The 18,149-nt window shown below is 34.1% G+C and carries 13 protein-coding genes; 8 read left to right on the plus strand and 5 right to left on the minus strand.

Features of this window, described 5'->3' with window-relative positions; translation table 11 throughout:
- Positions 1-25: 25 nt before the first annotated feature.
- Positions 26-3,712, minus strand: coding sequence for a phosphoribosylformylglycinamidine synthase (gene purL, locus ACRBBL_RS21860; RefSeq protein ID WP_431371224.1), 3,687 nt, complete (start codon positions 3,710-3,712; stop codon positions 26-28).
- Between the two features lie 314 nt (positions 3,713-4,026).
- Here purL and ACRBBL_RS21865 point away from each other — a divergent pair, with 314 nt between their 5' ends.
- Positions 4,027-5,130: a bestrophin family protein gene (locus ACRBBL_RS21865; protein WP_431371225.1), complete on the plus strand. Its 1,104-nt coding sequence runs from the start codon at positions 4,027-4,029 to the stop codon at positions 5,128-5,130.
- Positions 5,131-5,373: 243 nt separating this feature from the next.
- Positions 5,374-6,057: a carbonic anhydrase gene (locus ACRBBL_RS21870; protein ID WP_431371226.1), complete on the plus strand. Its 684-nt coding sequence runs from the start codon at positions 5,374-5,376 to the stop codon at positions 6,055-6,057.
- A gap of 81 nt (positions 6,058-6,138) precedes the next feature.
- On the opposite strand, the gene fumC is transcribed toward ACRBBL_RS21870, so the two are convergent.
- Entirely contained in the window at positions 6,139-7,536 is a 1,398-nt protein-coding gene (gene fumC / locus ACRBBL_RS21875; RefSeq protein WP_431371227.1) for a class II fumarate hydratase, read from the minus strand.
- A gap of 165 nt (positions 7,537-7,701) precedes the next feature.
- Here fumC and ACRBBL_RS21880 point away from each other — a divergent pair, with 165 nt between their 5' ends.
- From ACRBBL_RS21880 to ACRBBL_RS21890, 3 genes are all read left to right on the plus strand, one after another.
- On the plus strand, positions 7,702-8,688 hold the full coding sequence (locus ACRBBL_RS21880; protein WP_431371228.1) for a hypothetical protein: 987 nt from the start codon (positions 7,702-7,704) through the stop codon (positions 8,686-8,688).
- Positions 8,689-8,791: 103 nt separating this feature from the next.
- The gene (locus ACRBBL_RS21885) at positions 8,792-10,234 is read left to right on the plus strand and encodes a metallophosphoesterase (protein WP_431371229.1); all 1,443 of its coding nucleotides are present in this window, start codon (positions 8,792-8,794) and stop codon (positions 10,232-10,234) included.
- Between the two features lie 90 nt (positions 10,235-10,324).
- Positions 10,325-10,489 carry a hypothetical protein gene (locus ACRBBL_RS21890; protein ID WP_170110073.1) on the plus strand — a complete coding sequence of 55 codons (165 nt, stop codon included), beginning with the start codon at positions 10,325-10,327 and terminating at the stop codon, positions 10,487-10,489.
- A gap of 82 nt (positions 10,490-10,571) precedes the next feature.
- Here ACRBBL_RS21890 and ACRBBL_RS21895 read toward each other — a convergent pair whose 3' ends face one another.
- Both ACRBBL_RS21895 and ACRBBL_RS21900 read right to left on the minus strand, forming a co-directional pair.
- Complete coding sequence (locus ACRBBL_RS21895) at positions 10,572-11,354, minus strand: type 1 glutamine amidotransferase domain-containing protein (protein ID WP_431371230.1); 783 nt, start codon at positions 11,352-11,354, stop codon at positions 10,572-10,574.
- Between the two features lie 60 nt (positions 11,355-11,414).
- On the minus strand, positions 11,415-12,011 hold the full coding sequence (locus ACRBBL_RS21900) for a Crp/Fnr family transcriptional regulator (RefSeq protein ID WP_431371231.1): 597 nt from the start codon (positions 12,009-12,011) through the stop codon (positions 11,415-11,417).
- 327 nt (positions 12,012-12,338) lie between these two features.
- On the opposite strand from ACRBBL_RS21900, the gene ACRBBL_RS21905 reads away from it, so the two are divergent.
- Positions 12,339-13,976, plus strand: a complete 1,638-nt coding sequence (locus ACRBBL_RS21905) for an ABC-F family ATP-binding cassette domain-containing protein (protein WP_431371232.1) — start codon at positions 12,339-12,341, stop codon at positions 13,974-13,976.
- Here ACRBBL_RS21905 and ACRBBL_RS21910 read toward each other — a convergent pair.
- On the minus strand, positions 13,973-15,235 hold the full coding sequence (locus ACRBBL_RS21910; protein WP_431371233.1) for a hypothetical protein: 1,263 nt from the start codon (positions 15,233-15,235) through the stop codon (positions 13,973-13,975). The two genes, ACRBBL_RS21905 and ACRBBL_RS21910, sit on opposite strands and share 4 nt — an antisense overlap.
- Before the next feature lie 167 nt (positions 15,236-15,402).
- On the opposite strand from ACRBBL_RS21910, the gene ACRBBL_RS21915 reads away from it, so the two are divergent.
- On the plus strand, positions 15,403-16,506 hold the full coding sequence (locus ACRBBL_RS21915; protein ID WP_431371234.1) for a glycosyl hydrolase family 8: 1,104 nt from the start codon (positions 15,403-15,405) through the stop codon (positions 16,504-16,506).
- A 117-nt stretch (positions 16,507-16,623) separates the two neighbouring features.
- Positions 16,624-18,069, plus strand: coding sequence for a DUF1254 domain-containing protein (locus ACRBBL_RS21920; protein ID WP_431371235.1), 1,446 nt, complete (start codon positions 16,624-16,626; stop codon positions 18,067-18,069).
- Positions 18,070-18,149 lie beyond the last annotated feature (80 nt).

Genomic DNA, 18,149 nt, shown 5'->3' on the forward strand with positions numbered 1-18,149 from the left:
ATATATTATTCTATTCTATAGAATCTTATTTATTTTTAGCTTCAATCCACAATCTAGCATTGACAAACGCCTCTAACCAAGGAGAAACGTCATCTTTTCTTCCTGCTGGATAATTAGCCCAATTCCATTGGAATGTAGAGCGTTCAATATGTGGCATCGTTACCAAATGTCTTCCCGTTGCATCACATAGCATTGCTGTGTTGAAGTCTGAACCATTTGGATTTGAAGGATAGCCTTCATAACCATATTTAGCAACAATTTCATACTTGCTTTCTTCATATGGAAGTTTAAATTTCCCTTCTCCATGCGAAATCCAAACACCTAAAGTCGTTCCTGCTAAGGTTGATAACATCACCGAATTATTCTCTTGAATCTTTACAGAAGTAAACGCACTTTCGTGTTTTTGAGAATCGTTATAGGTCATTTTTCCATGTTCGTCATGATCTGGATTAATAACTTCCAATTCCATAAACAATTGACAACCATTACAGATTCCGACTGAAAGTGTATCTTCTCTCTTGAAGAAGTTTTTCAAAGCAGTATTCGCCTTTTCATTATACAAAAATGCACCAGCCCAACCTTTTGCGGAACCTAATACATCTGAGTTAGAAAATCCGCCGACAGCGCCAATAAATTGAATATCTTCTAAAGTTTCACGACCCGAAATCAAATCGGTCATGTGTACATCTTTTACATCAAAACCAGCTAAATACATCGCATTTGCCATTTCACGCTCAGAATTACTTCCTTTTTCACGGATGATTGCCGCAAGTGGTCGTTTATTGTCACTTCGAGTGGAGTCGAGAAGTCCTGTGAAATGTTTAGGAAATGTATATGTTAATGGTTGATTCTTATAATTATCATAACGATCTTTTGCCAAACCATTTGCTGTTTGTTTTTGATCGAGTAGGAAAGAAGTTCTATACCAAGCATCTCTTTTCTCGGCAACATCAAACGTAAAGTTATCTTCATGATTTTTGATAGAAACTTCTGCTGTATCAGTCACGTTTCCAATGTTGAAAAATTCAATGTTGTTTGCTGTGAATGTTTCTTCAATACTTGCATCTGCTTGAAAAACAATTCCTGTATTTTCAGCAAATAATACTTTGATCGAATCTTCTTCTCCCAAACTTGAAATGTCTAGGTTTGCGCCTACATTTACTTCGGCAAAACACATTTCTAATAATGTCGTAATCAATCCGCCAGAAGCGACATCATGTCCAGCAACAATTTTGTCTTCCTTAATTAAGTTTTGAATCGTATTGAAAACAGTTTTTACATACGCTGCATTTGTAACGTTTGGCGCTTCACTTCCAATCGTATTTAGCGTTTGATTGAATGAACTTCCACCTAATTTAAAATCGTCTTGCGAGATGTTTATATAATAGATGTTTCCTCCGTTTTGTTGTAAAACAGGTTCCACTACTTTGCTAATTTCATTACAGTTAGCTGCTGCAGAAATAACAACCGTTCCTGGAGAAATAACTTCATCATCACCATATTTCTGTTTCATGGATAAGGAATCTTTCCCAGTTGGAACGTTGATTCCTAAATCGATAGAAAATTCCGAAATTGCTTTTACAGCTTCGTACAAACGTGCATCTTCACCTTCATTTTTACATGGCCACATCCAGTTTGCAGAAAGTGAAACACTTTGCAAATTGTCTTTTAATGGTGCCCAAATAATGTTTGTCAATGCTTCCGTAATTGAATTGCGACTTCCCGCCACAGGATTAATCAATCCAGAAATAGGAGAATGTCCAATAGACGTTGCAATTCCTTCTTTTCCTTTATAATCAAGTGCCATCACACCCACATTATTCAACGGTATTTGTAAAGCTCCCACACATTGTTGTTTGGCAACTTTTCCACCAACACAACGGTCAACTTTATTTGTCAACCAATCTTTACAAGCAACTGCTTCTAATTGCAGAACTTGATTTAGATAGATGTGAATATTTTTAGTTTTGTATCGCGGATTTTTATACTTTCTTTCAATTGTTGAATCTGTCATGATTGTTTTTGGAGAACTTCCAAACATATCACTCAAGGCCAAATCCATTGGTTTGTCGCCTTTCGTAGCAGATTCAAATGTAAAACGATCGTCTCCTGTAACTTCTCCAACGGTGTACATTGGTGAGCGTTCACGTTCTGCAATTTTGTTTAATGTTTCTATATGTTCATCGGCAATAATTAATCCCATACGTTCTTGCGATTCGTTTCCGATGATTTCTTTGGCAGATAATGTAGGATCGCCCACAGGCAATTTGTCCAAATCTATTTTTCCACCAGTTTCTTCTACCAATTCAGACAAGCAATTTAAATGTCCACCTGCACCGTGATCGTGAATAGAAACGATGTAGTTTTCATCACTTTCTACCATTCCACGAATAGCGTTTGCCGCACGTTTTTGCATTTCTGGATTGGAACGTTGCACTGCGTTTAATTCAATTCCTGTTGAAAAAGCACCTGTATCTGCGGAAGAAACTGCTGCGCCTCCCATTCCAATTCGGTAATTTTCTCCACCAAGAATGACTACTTTATCACCAGTTTTCGGTGTGTCTTTTAGAGCTTGAGAAGCTTTTCCGTATCCAATTCCACCAGCTTGCATGATTACTTTGTCATATCCAAGTTTTCTAGCTTTTGCAGTACTTGAAGACGAGTTTTCTTCATGCTCGAATGTTAACACGGAACCACAAATTAACGGTTGACCAAATTTGTTTCCAAAGTCAGAAGCTCCATTAGATGCTTTTATCAAAATGTCCATTGGTGTTTGATATAGCCAATCTCTTGCTTCAAATTTATCTTCCCAATATCTTTTGTCCTCAAGACGAGAATATGAAGTCATGTATACCGCCGTTCCTGCTAATGGTAATGAACCTTGTCCGCCAGCCAATCTGTCTCTAATTTCTCCACCAGAACCCGTTGCAGCTCCGTTGAATGGTTCAACTGTAGTTGGAAAATTGTGCGTTTCCGCTTTTAGCGAGATTACAGATTCAAATTCTTGTGTTTGGTAAAAGTCAGGTTTGTCAGCCGTTTTTGGAGCAAACTGTTCCACTTTAGGACCTTTTACAAAAGCGACATTATCTTTATATGCAGAAACAATATCGTTTGGATGTTGTTTCGATGTTTCTTTGATAAGTTTGAAAAGTGAGGTTGGTTTTTCTTCGCCATCAATCACAAATGTTCCATTGAAAATTTTGTGTCGACAGTGTTCTGAATTTACTTGCGAGAATCCAAAAACTTCTGAGTCGGTTAGTTTTCTACCTAACTTTTCTGAAAGATTGTTGAGGTATTCAATTTCTTCTGCGCTTAACGCCAAACCTTCTTGTTCGTTATACGCGGCAATATCTTCAATATCTAAAATAGCTTCTGGTTTAACATCAATCGTAAATGTGTCTTGATGTAAACCATTGAATTTTTGAGAAATCATCGGATCAAAATCAGCGAAATCTTCAGCCACAGCTTTAAACTCTTCAATTCTGATAATTCCTTCAACGCCCATATTTTGGGTGATTTCTACAGCATTAGTACTCCAAGGAGTAATCATTGCGGCTCTTGGACCAACAAAAAAAGCATCCAAAGATGCTTGTTCTATTTTAGAAGTGTTGCCAAAAAGCCAGTTTAACTTTGCAACATTTTCTGTTGATAATTCTTTTGCTGTTTGTACAGCAAATACCTTGCTGTCTACGTTTCCAAAGAAATGAATCATTATGTAGTTGTTTGTGTTGTTGTTTTTAAAAATGCAAATTTACTATATTTTGGTTTATTCTGAATTAAAAAGTAATGGATTATTTTGGAGTTATTCACGAGGTTTTGAACAGCTTGTTTTTAGAAGCGCTGCGCTTTTAGATTTTTAGACTGTTAGATCGCTTTGCTCTTAGGTTTTTGACTTGTTTTACTTTTAGATATTCTTTTTTTCTAAATTACCTAACACCCAACACCCAACACCCAACACCCAACACTCAATCCCTTTTCAATACTAATTTTTGTATCTTTCAAAAAACATCAACCTAACTCAATTCTATGTATACAAGACGAATATTTCCCATTGCGGGCGTTTTAAAATGGACACGTCGCCATATTTTATTATTCTTTATTCTAGCTACTATTCCTGTAATTTTATTTGATGTTGTTGGAATGAAATGGCTTCGAGTTCCGTGGTTGCCTTTAGGTGTTTTGGGAACAGCTGTAGCGTTTATTGTCAGTTTTAAGAATAATGCATCCTATGATCGTTTGTGGGAAGCACGAAAAATTTGGGGTGGTATTGTAAATTCGTCGCGTTCATGGACGATTATGGTGAAAGATTATATTACGAATGATTTTGCGATTGATAATTCTAGCGAAAGCGAACTAAAAACTATACAGCGCGAATTGGTACACAGACATGTTGCTTGGTTGACAGCGTTGCGTTATCAATTACGAAAGGACAAACCTTGGGAAATGCATTTAAAGAGTAAACGATCTAATAAAGAATTTCGTTCAAAGCAATACAGAGTTTGTGAAGATGAACAACCAATTTCAGAAGTGATTAGCGCTTATATTTCTAAAGAAGAACATGATGAAATATTTGCCAAAGGAAATCAGGCTTCGCAATTACTAGGAATTCAGTCGAAACGATTAAAAGAATTAAAAACAAAAGGGTTGATTGATGATTTTCGTCACATGGAAATGACCAATATGTTGGTAGAATTTTATACGTTACAAGGAAAAAGTGAGCGTATTAAAAACTTTCCATATCCAAGGCAGTTTGCTACCCTGAATTATATTTTTGTGTGGGCTTTTATTATTTTATTACCGTTTGGCATTTTGGAAGGTTTTGAGGGTATTGGCGATAGTATTTTAAAAGATTTAGCCACTCATGAATCAAGTTCTTCTACAATACACAAAATACAAGAGTTTATAGCCAATCATTTTGAATGGTTTTCTATTCCGTTTAGTGCATTATTAGCCTGGGTTTTTCATACGATGGAAGCTATAGGAGAAAATACTGAAAATCCATTTGAAGGCGGACCAAACGATGTGCCAATTACCGACATGAGCCGCGGAATTGAAATTGATATCAGACAATTAATTGATGATACAGATATTCCTGAACCTTACCAATGGAAAAATGATATTGTGATGTAGGTTTGCTAGTTGCTAGTTGCTAGTTGCTAGTTTGAATAAAACTTGAATTGAACTTTGAAAGCTTTCTATACTAAATTTTAAGGCTCAATATTAGTAAAGCTCACTCGCGCTGTATTTTTTAGTATTCATGCTAAGAAAACGTGCTTTCATGTAATTTTTTCTTACAAATGTATTTTTTTGACTAAATTGAAGCAGAAAGTTTTTGAATTAATAGATGTAATAACTAATTAATAGAACCATATTATGAGTAAAAAAGAAAAACTAGATTGTAAAGAATATGAAAATTGTGAAGGAAATTTTAAATATAGAGATAATCCTAAGAAGGTTCATGATCGTTTAAAATGTGGAAATAAACGTTTTCAAGCAGATAAACTAGAGCATCCTAATGAGGGTAAAAAACGAAGAAAAGATACAGCTAAAAATGGTCAAAAACCTTTTGCTATTGTATTGAGTTGCGCAGATAGTAGAGTAGTACCAGAACTAGTGTTTGATACTGGTTTGGGCGATTTATTTGTGATACGAGTTGCTGGAAACATCGCAAATGTTTCTTCTATAGCAAGTATAGAGTATGCGGTAGCTGTATTGGGTTGTAAGTATATTTTGGTATTAGGTCATGAAGCTTGTGGAGCTGTCAAAGAGGCAAATGATGTAGTAAAAACAGGTAAGCCAGCACCAAGTGATAATCTGAATCAATTAGTTGGACATATTATACCAGCCATTAATAATTGTAATTGTAAATCATCAACAGGGAAAGCGCCAAGTACTCAAGATTTAATTAATGCTAATGCAATTCATAGTGCTAAAGAACTTATTCGTTGTTCTACAATTATTAATGAAGCGGTTACTAATTCAGGAGTTAAAATTCATACAGGATATTATCATTTAAAAAGTGGAGAAGTAGAATTTGATAAAAAATCAAAATGTTAAAAATAATATTGTAGATAAAAACAAAAAACCGCACTGAAAGCTCAATGCGGTTTTTTGATATTCTATTTTAATTAGAAACAATTATTTCATTGCTCCAACCATATTTTCTGGTTTTACCCATTCGTCATATTCTTCTGGAGTTACGTAGCCTAAATTTACAGCTTCTTCACGTAAGGTTGTACCGTTTTGGTGTGCAGTATTTGCGATTTCAGCTGCTTTGTAATATCCGATTTTGGTATTTAAAGCAGTAACCAACATTAAAGAGTTATTTACCAACTCAGTAATTCTTCCATGATTTGGTTCAATTCCAGCGACACAATTTACATCAAAACTTACACAAGCATCACCGATCAATTGTGCTGATTGTAATACGTTTGCAATCATCATTGGTTTAAATACATTCAGTTCATAATGACCTTGTGTTCCACCAACAGTTACAGCAACATCGTTCCCCATTACTTGTGCACAAACCATTGTAATGGCTTCACATTGTGTTGGATTTACTTTTCCTGGCATGATAGAACTTCCAGGTTCGTTTGCAGGAATGATCAATTCTCCGATTCCTGAACGCGGTCCAGAAGCCATTAAACGAATGTCATTTGCAATTTTATTTATAGAAACTGCCAATTGCTTCAATGCGCCATGTGTTTCCACCATTGCATCATGTGCAGCTAATGCTTCAAATTTATTTTCGGCAGTAATAAAAGGCAATTCTGTAAAACGTGCGATAAATTCAGAAACACGCTTTGCATATCCTTTTGGTGTATTTAATCCTGTTCCAACAGCAGTTCCACCTAAAGCTATTTCGCTTAAATGTGGCAAGGTGTTTTCTAAGGCTTTTAAACCGTGGTTTAATTGAGAAACATAACCAGAGAACTCTTGTCCTAAGGTTAATGGAGTTGCGTCCATTAAGTGTGTTCTCCCAATTTTTACCACATTTTTGAACTCTTCCGATTTCTTTTTTAATGTATCGCGTAATTGTGAAACACCAGGAATTGTATTTTCAACAATTTTCTTGTAGGCTGCAATGTGCATTCCTGTTGGAAAAGTATCGTTTGAAGACTGTGACTTATTTACATCATCGTTTGGCTGAATTGTTTTTTCGCCTTCGCCAATCTTTTTTCCAGCAATTTGATGTGCTCTGTTTGCAATAACTTCGTTTACATTCATGTTTGATTGCGTCCCAGAACCTGTTTGCCAAACAACTAACGGAAATTGATCGTCATGCTTTCCTGCTAAAATTTCTTCACAAACTTGTGCAATTAAATCTCTTTTTTCGATAGGTAATACACCTAATTCGCAGTTTGTAAAAGCTGCTGCTTTTTTTAAATAGGCAAAACCATATACAACTTCTAGCGGCATACTTGCTGGTGCACCAATCTTAAAATTATTTCTTGAACGCTCCGTTTGTGCTCCCCAAAGTTTGTCTGAAGGAACTTGTACTTCGCCCATTGTATCTTTTTCTATTCTGTATTCCATTACCCTGATAATTATTTTTCGATGTGCAAAATTACGATTTTTTGTTTGAAAAGGCATTAAAAAAGGTGAAAACACGCTTTAATTAGAGGATTTTCATGGAAGAATTTCTTGTATGTATTATTGATATTTACTTGAGAAAAAATGTAACCATAAAAATCAGTAATCATGCAAGCAAAAACATCAACATCCATTAAGCTTCCTCAAACCATTACATTAATAATAGAAACCAAAACACCAGCGAGTACAAATATGACTCGAAAGTTGGTTTTTGAAAATTATGAAGGCAGACGTATTGAATTAAGCATTAAGCTTGATAAAACAGATACACATCGTCTTGAAATTTCTGCGTTTCCAGATACTACGCACAATCTACAAGTTTTAGGAAGTTTGAACCATCGTTCGTTTTGGGATAAAATTTATTTGAAAAATAATGGTGGATCTAGTAGAATTGATATTAAAAAAATGACCTTAATTGTACATTATCATAAAGTTGTTGGTGGCGCTGTGAAAGATATTCCATTGTTATCAAATACAACAATTAATCGTGTATTGAGATCAGGAACTAGCGAAGTACATTTAACACCATTTATAGCGCGACAAATGGTACGATATGCAGGTTTGACAAGTAGAAATCATCCAGCAGCAGTATTAGCCGCAAAAGATATTGGTAAAAGCGGAACAAGTGCAGAAGGCTATGATCAGTATGGTAAAAATCCAAAATATAGAGGTTGGATTAGCTATGAATGTAGTGAATTTGCATCATGGTATTTGCATGAAACCGAATGTTGGAGAGACTTTAAGAATAAACCAAAATCAGTATTTAGAGATATTACCTATACGGAACAGTTGTATCTTATTTTTAAAAGTAAAAAAAGAACTTACTATTATCATAATGGGAAAAAAAGATTTTTAAATGAAAAGAATCAAAAAGTATACACGCCTAAACCTGGTGATATATTTATGCGTAAAGGCGATGGGAAATTTGAACATTCTATGATCTTCTTACGATGGAATGCAAAAGCTAAAACCGCATTAGTAATTGATGGACCATATCCTGTAACATTAAGAACTGTAGCTGTTCATGAATTGGAAACACGAGCAAATGACCAAAAAGATTTTATTGTGTGTGAATCTGTGATGAATCGATTTTAAATTCGAAGTTTATTAAAACGAATTAGGTGAAAATACCCGTACGTATTTATTTGGGTTTTAGTATCTTGTGTATCTAACTAATAACCAATTAAATCATTTTAACATGAAAACTAACTTTTTGTTTATCATGCTGTTAAGTGTTTGTTTTTTAGCTTGTAAAGGAAAGCCAGATACAGCAAAAAAATCAACAGATACAGAAGATACAGACGCAAAAGCTGGAGCCCAAATAGAAGTTTCTAAAGGAGTAACTACGGCTAAATTTTTATCCCTATCGGATGTGCATATTAACAGAAATAGATCAGAAACTAATTACAAACAAGTAACAGGTACTGAATTGTGGAAAAGAACAGAAGATAAAATTAAAACAGTAATTACTGCTGAAAACCCAAAATTTATGGTGTATTTAGGCGATTTGCCTGCATATATTGATAGCGAACGCGCCAATAACTCGCACGCTATGTTGCAAAATTTAAGAGCGCTAAAGCTCGATATTCCAATTTTGTATCTGCCAGGAAATAACGATTCTTTGGAAGGTGATTACCATTCCTTTACAAATGGAACCAATAATTCTGTGATAACCAATGACTTTGTTGCTGGAAATAATTGGCCTGTTTTGAATGCAAATTCTACAAAAATTACAGTGTCTAATTTGGATTTTAGTAAAGAGTTTGGCTATTATTCAGTTGATTTAATTGACACTAATGGAACTTTAAAAGTGATTGCTTTGAACACAGTTATTTTTTCGAGTAAGGAAGTACAAGATCCTGAAACTGGAAATTATCATATCGCTTATAATAGCAAAAAGAATAGTGCTGGCGATTACACATATGGAGATGATGGAATTTCGCAGCAAGCAGCTACGGAGAAACAAATGCATTGGTTGGAAACTACGTTAGGCAAACTTGGAAAAAATGATCGTGTATTATTAATGATGCATATTCCTATTGGAATTGATGGTTATGGAGGAACGGCAATGTGGAATCCAGAGTTAACGTTCACAAATTCTGCGGGGACTATGCTACCATTGCATGACGGATTTATTGAATTGTTATCAAAAAAACAATCAAATATAGTTGGTTTACTAAATGGGCATACGCACATGGACGGATTGAGAAGAATTTACAAAACTCCTGCTAAACCTCCGAGAACGTCAAATAAAGAGGGAGATATGATTTCATTCTCAATTTCCACACCAGGAATTGCTGTAAATCATGATAATAACCCAGCATTTAAGGTGTTTACATATGATGAGAGTAATTTTGACTTGTTAGATTTTACAACGTATTATGCCGCTCCAACAGACACTAACAAGCAGGGAGATTTTAAATTTATGCCAAATACCACTTATACGTTTAATGATACATTTGAAGTAGCAAAACCAAATATGCCAATATTTGAAACTTTAGCCAATCAAACAGAAGAAATAGTTATACAAAATGTAAATAAAATATATGGAGCAATGGCGTTGCATAAAAATAAACAAACAGGAAAAGAAGAATTGGTAACATTAAATTATGGTAATTCAGTAGATGTTCACAAAAACTGATTTTGATTGTTAATAATTATGAACGTTTCAGTATGAAAATATAATATAATACAATATCTTTGCCATTGAATTCGATAAATTCCGGAAAATATGTTTGAATTTGATCAATATTTAGGCTTTTTAGCTTTCCTTACAATCTTAACCATTGGATTTTGGTTAATGATTCTTTTATTAACATTCATCGTACCTTACTGGGTTGGTGGAGCGTTAAAAGAGCGCTTTGACGAGTGGAAAGAAGCAAAAAAAGACTCCTAAATACTAAAAGGACAAAGACAAAAGGGAACTTACAAAATGTAAGTTCCCTTTTTTATTACAACATATTGAATCGAGGTACTATTTATTTTAACGCTTCTAATAATAATGCGGCTACTTTTTCTGAAGACGCAGGATTTTGCCCTGTAATTAATAATCCATCTTTTATTGCATGTGGATTCCAATCGGCAACTTTAGAATAAATTCCTTTATTTTCTATAAGCATGTCTTCCACTAAGAAAGGTACAACATTTGTCAATTGAACGGCTTCTTCTTCTGTATTTGAAAAACCAGTAACATTTTTACCTTTTACTAAAGGAGTTCCATCTGTATTCTTTGTATTCTTTAAAACTGCAGGAGCATGACAAACTGCTGCAATTGGTTTGTTATTTTTATGGAAAGCTTCAATTAACATTATCGAATTTGGATCTTCCGATAAATCCCATAAAGGACCGTGTCCACCAGGATAAAAAACTGCATCAAAATCAGCTTCATTTACATCAGATAATAGCATCGTATTGGCTAAAAAACGTTGCGTTTCTTTATCAGCATAAAATCGTTTGGTAGCTGGTGTTTGAAAATCTTCACTTTCACTTTTTGGATCAATCGGAGCTTGTCCGCCTTTCGGAGATGCTAGTGTTATGGATACATTTGCGTCTTTTAATGCGTAATAAGGTGCTGCGAATTCTTCAATCCATAATCCAGTTTTTTCGCCAGTATTTCCTAATTGATCATGGCTAGTTAGTACAAAAAGTACTTTTTTTACTTGTTTTTGTTCTTTTTGAGGTTGTTTTTCGTTTGTTTTGTTTTGCATAGTGCATGCAGTAACCGTAACGATAATGGCTAATGCACTCATTATATATTTCATATAGGGGAATTTTATACTTACAAAAGTACAATGAATCAAGAAGAAAAAAATTGATGTATGTTAAGAATGCTTTTTGGCAATTTCCTTGCGAATTCTGCTTAGACTTTCGGTTGTAATACCTAAATAAGAAGCAATATGATAATTTTTTACGTATTGTTCAATATTTGGATAATTACATGTAAAATTAAGATAACGTTCTTTAGCACTTTGTGATAAATTAGCTAAAATTCGTTTTTGAAAACTCATAAAAGAGCGCTCTAGTTTTTTTCGAATGAAGTGTTCTATTTTAGGGAATTTTGTATAAATAGCTTCTACATCATTTCTATTAATCTTATACAAAGTTGCACATTCAATACATTCAATATTAAGTACAGCATTTGTTTCAGAAAAATAACCAATATAATCACTAATCCACCAGCCTTTTATGGCAAATTGAATGGTATGTTCTTTCCCAGATGGCGAGATTAAATATGTACGCAAACAACCATCAGCTACAAAAAATTGATGATCTACTTTTTCACCAATACTCAGTACAGTTTCCCCTTTACTAAACATCACTTTTTGATACTGTTGCTCAATAAAATTAATGTCCTCTTTCGTAAATGCTAGTTTCTCATCGTGATATATTTGAGAAACAATAGAATTTGATTTTTGCATAACTTCAAATGAATTCTTATCGCTACTATAAATGAAATGGGTGTTTGATTTGCTAAATGTGCGAATCTTTATTTTAGATTGACAAAAGTATTTCTGATTTATAGAGGAAATAACGATTTCAAAGGTAGGAAAAATAGTAATTGTTTTTTTAAATTATCGCTCAACACATAGAAAAATCAGTTGATTTTCACATGATACTGCTTTCATATATTTTTGAACTTTAATTTAGAATCATAATTCCAAAATCAGATTAAATTTTTAAAAAGTAAAAATGTATGAGAAATGCTACTTGCTTTTTCTTAATTTCGCAATCTCAAAAAACAATACATGATTAGCGTAGATAATATTGCCGTAGAATTTAGTGGAACAACTTTGTTTAGTGATGTAAATTTTGTCATTAATGAAAATGATAAAATTGCCCTAATGGGGAAAAATGGAGCAGGAAAGTCTACCATGATGAAGATTATTGCTGGTGCGCAAAACGCTACACGTGGAAAAGTTAGTAGTCCAAAAGATACGGTAATTGCCTATTTGCCACAGCATTTATTGACAGAAGATAATTGTACAGTATTTGAAGAAGCTTCGAAAGCATTTCAGCATATTTTTAAAATGCGCGATCGTATGGACGAACTCAACAAACAATTAGAAACTCGTACGGATTACGAAAGTGAAGCGTACATGAAAATCATTGAAGAAGTATCTGAACTTGGCGAACGTTATTATGCTTTGGAAGAAATAAACTATGATGCAGAAGTTGAAAAAGCCTTGAAAGGACTAGGTTTTAAACAAGACGATTTTCAACGCTTAACAAGTGAATTTAGTGGTGGATGGCGTATGCGAATTGAACTAGCGAAGATTTTACTGCAAAAACCAGATTTAATTTTGTTAGATGAGCCAACGAATCATATTGATATTGAATCTGTGATTTGGTTGGAAGATTTCTTAGTGAATAAAGCCAATGCAGTAATGGTCATTTCGCATGATAGAGCCTTTATTGACAATATTACCAATCGTACCATAGAAGTTACAATGGGAAGAATTTACGATTACAAAGCCAACTATTCTCATTATTTAGAATTGCGTGCCGATCGTAGAACACATCAAATAAAAGCCTACCAAGAACAGCAAAAGTATATTGCCGACAATCAAGCATTTATTGATCGGTTTAAAGGAACATTTTCCAAAACAAATCAAGTAGCTTCACGTGTGCGAATGCTCGAAAAACTTGAAATTATTGAAATTGATGAGGTTGATAATTCAGCATTAAAATTAAAATTTCCACCGGCACCACGTTCGGGAGATTATCCAGTTATAGTGGAAGAATTGTCTAAAAGTTATGACGATCATATTGTATTTAAAAATGCAAGTTTCTCTATTGCACGTGGCGAAAAAGTTTCGTTTGTTGGACGAAATGGAGAAGGGAAATCTACCATGATTAAATCGATTTTAGGCGAAATTGAACATGAAGGAAACTGCAAACTAGGTCACAATGTAAAAGTTGGATACTTTGCGCAAAATCAAGCTTCATTGCTCGATCAAGATTTGACAATTTTTCAAACAGTTGACGAAGTTGCCAAAGGAGATGTGCGTACTCAAATCAAAAATATTTTAGGACAGTTCATGTTTAAAGGTGATGACATTGACAAAAAAGTGAGTGTCTTATCTGGTGGAGAAAAAACACGTTTGGCAATGGTAAAACTTTTGCTAGAGCCAGTAAACTTGCTTATTCTGGATGAACCAACAAATCATTTAGACTTACGCTCCAAAGATGTTTTAAAAGATGCACTTAAAGCTTTTGACGGAACATTGATTTTAGTTTCGCATGATCGTGACTTCTTGCAAGGACTTTCACAAAAAGTATTCGAATTTAAAGAAAAACGAGTACTCGAACATTTTGAAACTATTGATGCTTTCTTAGAACGCAATCGTATCAAAAACATCAAAGAAATAGATTTAAAAGCTTAATCTTTTAGTTCATAAATTGGTTTGCTTGCTTTTGAGTCAGATATCAAAATTGCATAATCCATAAAATCGGTAGTAGACATTCCTTTTACAGCTTCACTATTCGATTTTGAGTCTGTCATAATTATATCAATCAAATCGGGCATATTATCAGAATATGGTGTGTTTTTCATGTTCAATCTGAATAAAGTTTGATCGGATATTTTGGTTTTCTTTAAATTTTCGATGCCTCTAAAATATTCCTTTTCATAATCTCCAATACCAAAACCAGCTTCTGTAGTAAACCCTTTGTATTCTCCTTGTTCATCGTACAATTCATCCCAAAGCACTTCACTATTTGTCAAATAACCAATTACAGTAACGAGGTCTTCTTTTTTATAAATTTTGTTTTCAATCAACCGTGTAAAAAAATACGGATATCCTTTTTTTCCTTCTCTCGATTTCTCTAAATGCGCAAAGCCTATGCGTAAAAACTGTGAGTTGTTTTCAAAATTGTATTGCTTGCTCAAATCAATATAATTTTGGTAAATCGTAGGTTCACGCAAACGGCTAAAATCAGTAAACGTTACTTTGATGTTTTTTATAATATGATTCCAGGAAAATTCATCTTTAACTACTTTTTTATACGTGCCAGGTTGTGCTTCTACATCTGCTAAAAATCGTTTCAAAACACCTTTCGAGTAACTATCATATCGCGGAGAATAATCGGTTGTATCAAGTTTAACCATTTGTTGCAATTCTTTCAATGCTTTGGATTGAATTTGTTTTGTGTCTAATAAATCGATCAAATGTTTTGAAGTATACTTATATGTTGTCAATAAATCAATTCCAATGACTTTCATTTTTTTATCTTTTGGCAATTGATCATTCATTTCTTTCAGATGCTTCCATTTTTCATATACAGGAATACTGCGTTCTTGTGGCACAATTGTACCATAATGAATAATTAAATCTTTCAATAAAATCGTATCTCCTGTCTGTAAAAATTCATCAAAATAATGAGCAATACTAAAATCAGTTTCAGGTAAATAATAGGAAATCGGTTGTGTTTTTAGAATCGATTTTAAAAGATTCAACTCCGTATCTTCTGTCTTTACACTTCCGTGATACGCTCCAAAACCAAGAATTTTAAAACCTTTTTGAGGAAATTGAAATGTTTCAGTATGCAAATCGAAACGATTCTGTTTAAGGTATTCAGGTTTCGATTGCCCTAAAACTATCATTGAAAAAAATAAAGTAAAGAAGAAGATGTATGTTTTCATTTTTTGATTTTTCTTAAAGAATACAAAAATAGAATTCTGTTACAGTTTTCGTTAAAAATAAATCGAAACTATTAAGAATGGCATGGATATTTGATTCAAAATTGTACATTCATGATCCTATTTTGGCAAAACTGATTCTGTTATAATTTTTATCTTATTTTAGGAGTATGAAAACAATGATACCAACCTTATTCGCTAGTTTTTTACTTTTTATAAGTTGTTCCGAAAACGCTCAAAATTCCTATGAATATGGAACACTTCCAAGCAATTTAGAAGCACAACGTATTGCAGATACGTATGCAGTTTGGAAACAAAAATATGTGACTACAGATGGTTGTCCAGAAGGTGCCAAACGTATTTTATTTGACGATATGTCGCATACAGTAAGTGAAGGAATCGGGTATGGATTGTTAGCCTCTGCCATGATGAAAGACAAAGCTACTTTTGATGCGCTTTACAAGTATTATAATGCACATTTAGATGCCAATGGATTGATGAATTGGAAAATTGGTCCTGATGGAAAAATGGCAGGAGAAAATGCCGCAACCGATGCAGATGTTGATGTTGCCTATGGTTTATTACTTGCACACAAATTAATTGGAGATGAATCGTATCTGGCGGAAGCCAAAAAAATCATAGGATTAATTAAAAAGCACATGGTAGAGCCCGAAACGTTTGTATTAAAAGCAGGAGATGCATGGGGCGGAAGTATGACCACAAATCCTTCCTATTTTGCACCTGCGTATTTTAAGGTATTTGCAAAAGTAACCAACGATGAATTTTGGAACAAAGTAAGTGATAAATGCTACGATATTTTATTTAAAAGTTGGAATGCAGAAACAGGTTTAGTTCCTGATTGGTGTAAAGCCGATGGAACAACGCCAGCTGATCGAGTGAGTTGGGCAAAATATGGAGGAAAAAACTATTATTATGATGCTGCCAGAACACCTTGGCGTATTGCTAAAGATTATGTATGGTTTGGAGACAAGCGCGCGGAGAAGTATTGCAAAGCTATCAACGGATTTATGCAGAAAATAGGTATTTCTAATGTAACAGATGGTTACACGCTAGATGGTAAAACCTTTAGAACCAAAAAAACAAGTGCATTTGTAGGTTGTTTTGCAGCAGCTACGCTTACTTTAAACGATCAGGCATTTATTAATGCAGCGTATACTGAAAACATCAACACATTTAACGATAGCTATTTTAATGATATTCTTCGATTGCTGACACTACAAATGCAACATGGATTGTTTGTGAAGTATGAATAAAGGCTAATTTTTGTAATTCTTCAATACAAAACACGTGTTTTCTGTTTTCATAAGACGTATTTATACGCTTTCATTTTAGATGTGAATCTGCAAATCTTTGTAACAAACAAAGAAATTATGAAAACTACTACTACAAAACAACAACAAAACGATGTTGCGATTACTGGAAATGATTGGGATCAAGCGTATGCATACTCTTTGGGAATACAAGCCTATATTTATGGTTTTCCGTGGGTATATCTTTCTTGGTTAAAATGGTTATGGTCTACTGAAGGAGGAAAAAAATATGCAGAAGCATCAGGAGCAAGTGTTCCTTGGGCTCCTATAAATTCCTTTTTTAAAAGTACTGCATTGGCAACACCCGAAAATACTACAGGAGGTTCCCCTAATTGTGATACTTTATATGCAACTGGTTGGTTAGATGTATCTGATGAACCAATGATTTTATCAGTTCCAGAAGTAGATGATCGGTATTATTGCATCGAAATGGCATGTATTGATTCTGATAATTTTGCTTATGTTGGAAGTTATGCTACAGGAACAAAAGCTGCAAATTATTTAATTGGCGGTCCAGGTTGGAATGGAAAGATTCCTGATAATGTTATGGATGTTTTACCAAGATCAAGAACGCCAGAAATTTTATTAATGGGACGAACTGGTGTGAACGATTCTAATTCGCAAGAAGATCTAGATAAGGCATTAGCGATTCAGGAACAATACATTATTACGCCATTATCTAATTGGATTAGCGGAGAACCTTATGTGCCAGTTGCAGAAGCGGCACCAAACATTCCAATAAACCCAACTGTAGAAACGGAAGGTACTTGGGAAGCTATGAATAATGCAATGAATATAAATCCGCCAGGTGTATTGCCAGGTGTGGATCAATCGCAATTGTTAAGTTTATTTGCAACGATTGGAATTGGTCCAAATCAATTACTATCAGAACAATCGGAAGCAACAATAATTGGATTAGATTTAGCTGCAAAAAAAGGCTTGTCCCTTTTAAGAGAAATGGGAGGTTCTGGTACAACAGCAGCGTTAAATTATTGGTCGTATCCGCCAAGAGATATTGGTCAATCTGGACAAAACGGTGATTTTATAACAAGAGCAGCTTTGCAAGCATTGGCAGGTATTACGGCACATTATCCAGATGAAGCTGTATATATTCATACTTCCTTAGATAGTAATGGAGAAAATTTAGACTCAACATCGAGTTATTCAATGTATTTTAAAGATGAAACTGCTTTCCCTTCATTTGATGTTAGCTATAATGGATTTTGGTCAATTACGATGTATGAAACAAGTGATTTCAATTTAGTAACTGATTCAGATTCGTATACTATAAATAGTTACGATCCGCAGTATCAATCAAGAGACGATAATGGCGGAATGACAATTTATTTACAAAGAGATGAACCATCAGGAAATGGCGAAAATGGTGTGTATTGGTTGCAAAGTCCAGAAAGCGGAGATTTCTATTTAATCTTAAGAGTATATGTGCCAGGACCAACAATTTGGAATACACAGACGTATGTTCCACCTGCACTTATAAAACAATGATTTTGATTGTTTTGTAAGTGATTCAAAAAGAAGAATACGTGAAAAGGTGAGAAAAGCTGAGATTAAAAACCTTAGCTTTT

The sequence above is a fragment of the Kordia sp. genome (assembly GCF_050633145.1).
GTDB lineage: Bacteria > Bacteroidota > Bacteroidia > Flavobacteriales > Flavobacteriaceae > Kordia.

Excerpts from the sequence above, each read along its gene's own strand:
- ACRBBL_RS21880 (WP_431371228.1), top strand. The coding sequence starts at position 7,702 with ATGCAAGCAAAAACATCAACATCCATTAAGCTTCCTCAAACCATTACA.
- ACRBBL_RS21885 (WP_431371229.1), top strand. The coding sequence starts at position 8,792 with ATGAAAACTAACTTTTTGTTTATCATGCTGTTAAGTGTTTGTTTTTTA.
- ACRBBL_RS21915 (WP_431371234.1), top strand. The coding sequence starts at position 15,403 with ATGAAAACAATGATACCAACCTTATTCGCTAGTTTTTTACTTTTTATA.
- ACRBBL_RS21890 (WP_170110073.1), top strand. The coding sequence starts at position 10,325 with ATGTTTGAATTTGATCAATATTTAGGCTTTTTAGCTTTCCTTACAATC.
- ACRBBL_RS21910 (WP_431371233.1), bottom strand. The coding sequence starts at position 15,235 with ATGAAAACATACATCTTCTTCTTTACTTTATTTTTTTCAATGATAGTT.
- ACRBBL_RS21900 (WP_431371231.1), bottom strand. The coding sequence starts at position 12,011 with ATGCAAAAATCAAATTCTATTGTTTCTCAAATATATCACGATGAGAAA.
- purL (WP_431371224.1), bottom strand. The coding sequence starts at position 3,712 with ATGATTCATTTCTTTGGAAACGTAGACAGCAAGGTATTTGCTGTACAA.
- ACRBBL_RS21895 (WP_431371230.1), bottom strand. The coding sequence starts at position 11,354 with ATGAAATATATAATGAGTGCATTAGCCATTATCGTTACGGTTACTGCA.
- fumC (WP_431371227.1), bottom strand. The coding sequence starts at position 7,536 with ATGGAATACAGAATAGAAAAAGATACAATGGGCGAAGTACAAGTTCCT.
- ACRBBL_RS21865 (WP_431371225.1), top strand. The coding sequence starts at position 4,027 with ATGTATACAAGACGAATATTTCCCATTGCGGGCGTTTTAAAATGGACA.
- ACRBBL_RS21920 (WP_431371235.1), top strand. The coding sequence starts at position 16,624 with ATGAAAACTACTACTACAAAACAACAACAAAACGATGTTGCGATTACT.
- ACRBBL_RS21870 (WP_431371226.1), top strand. The coding sequence starts at position 5,374 with ATGAGTAAAAAAGAAAAACTAGATTGTAAAGAATATGAAAATTGTGAA.
- ACRBBL_RS21905 (WP_431371232.1), top strand. The coding sequence starts at position 12,339 with ATGATTAGCGTAGATAATATTGCCGTAGAATTTAGTGGAACAACTTTG.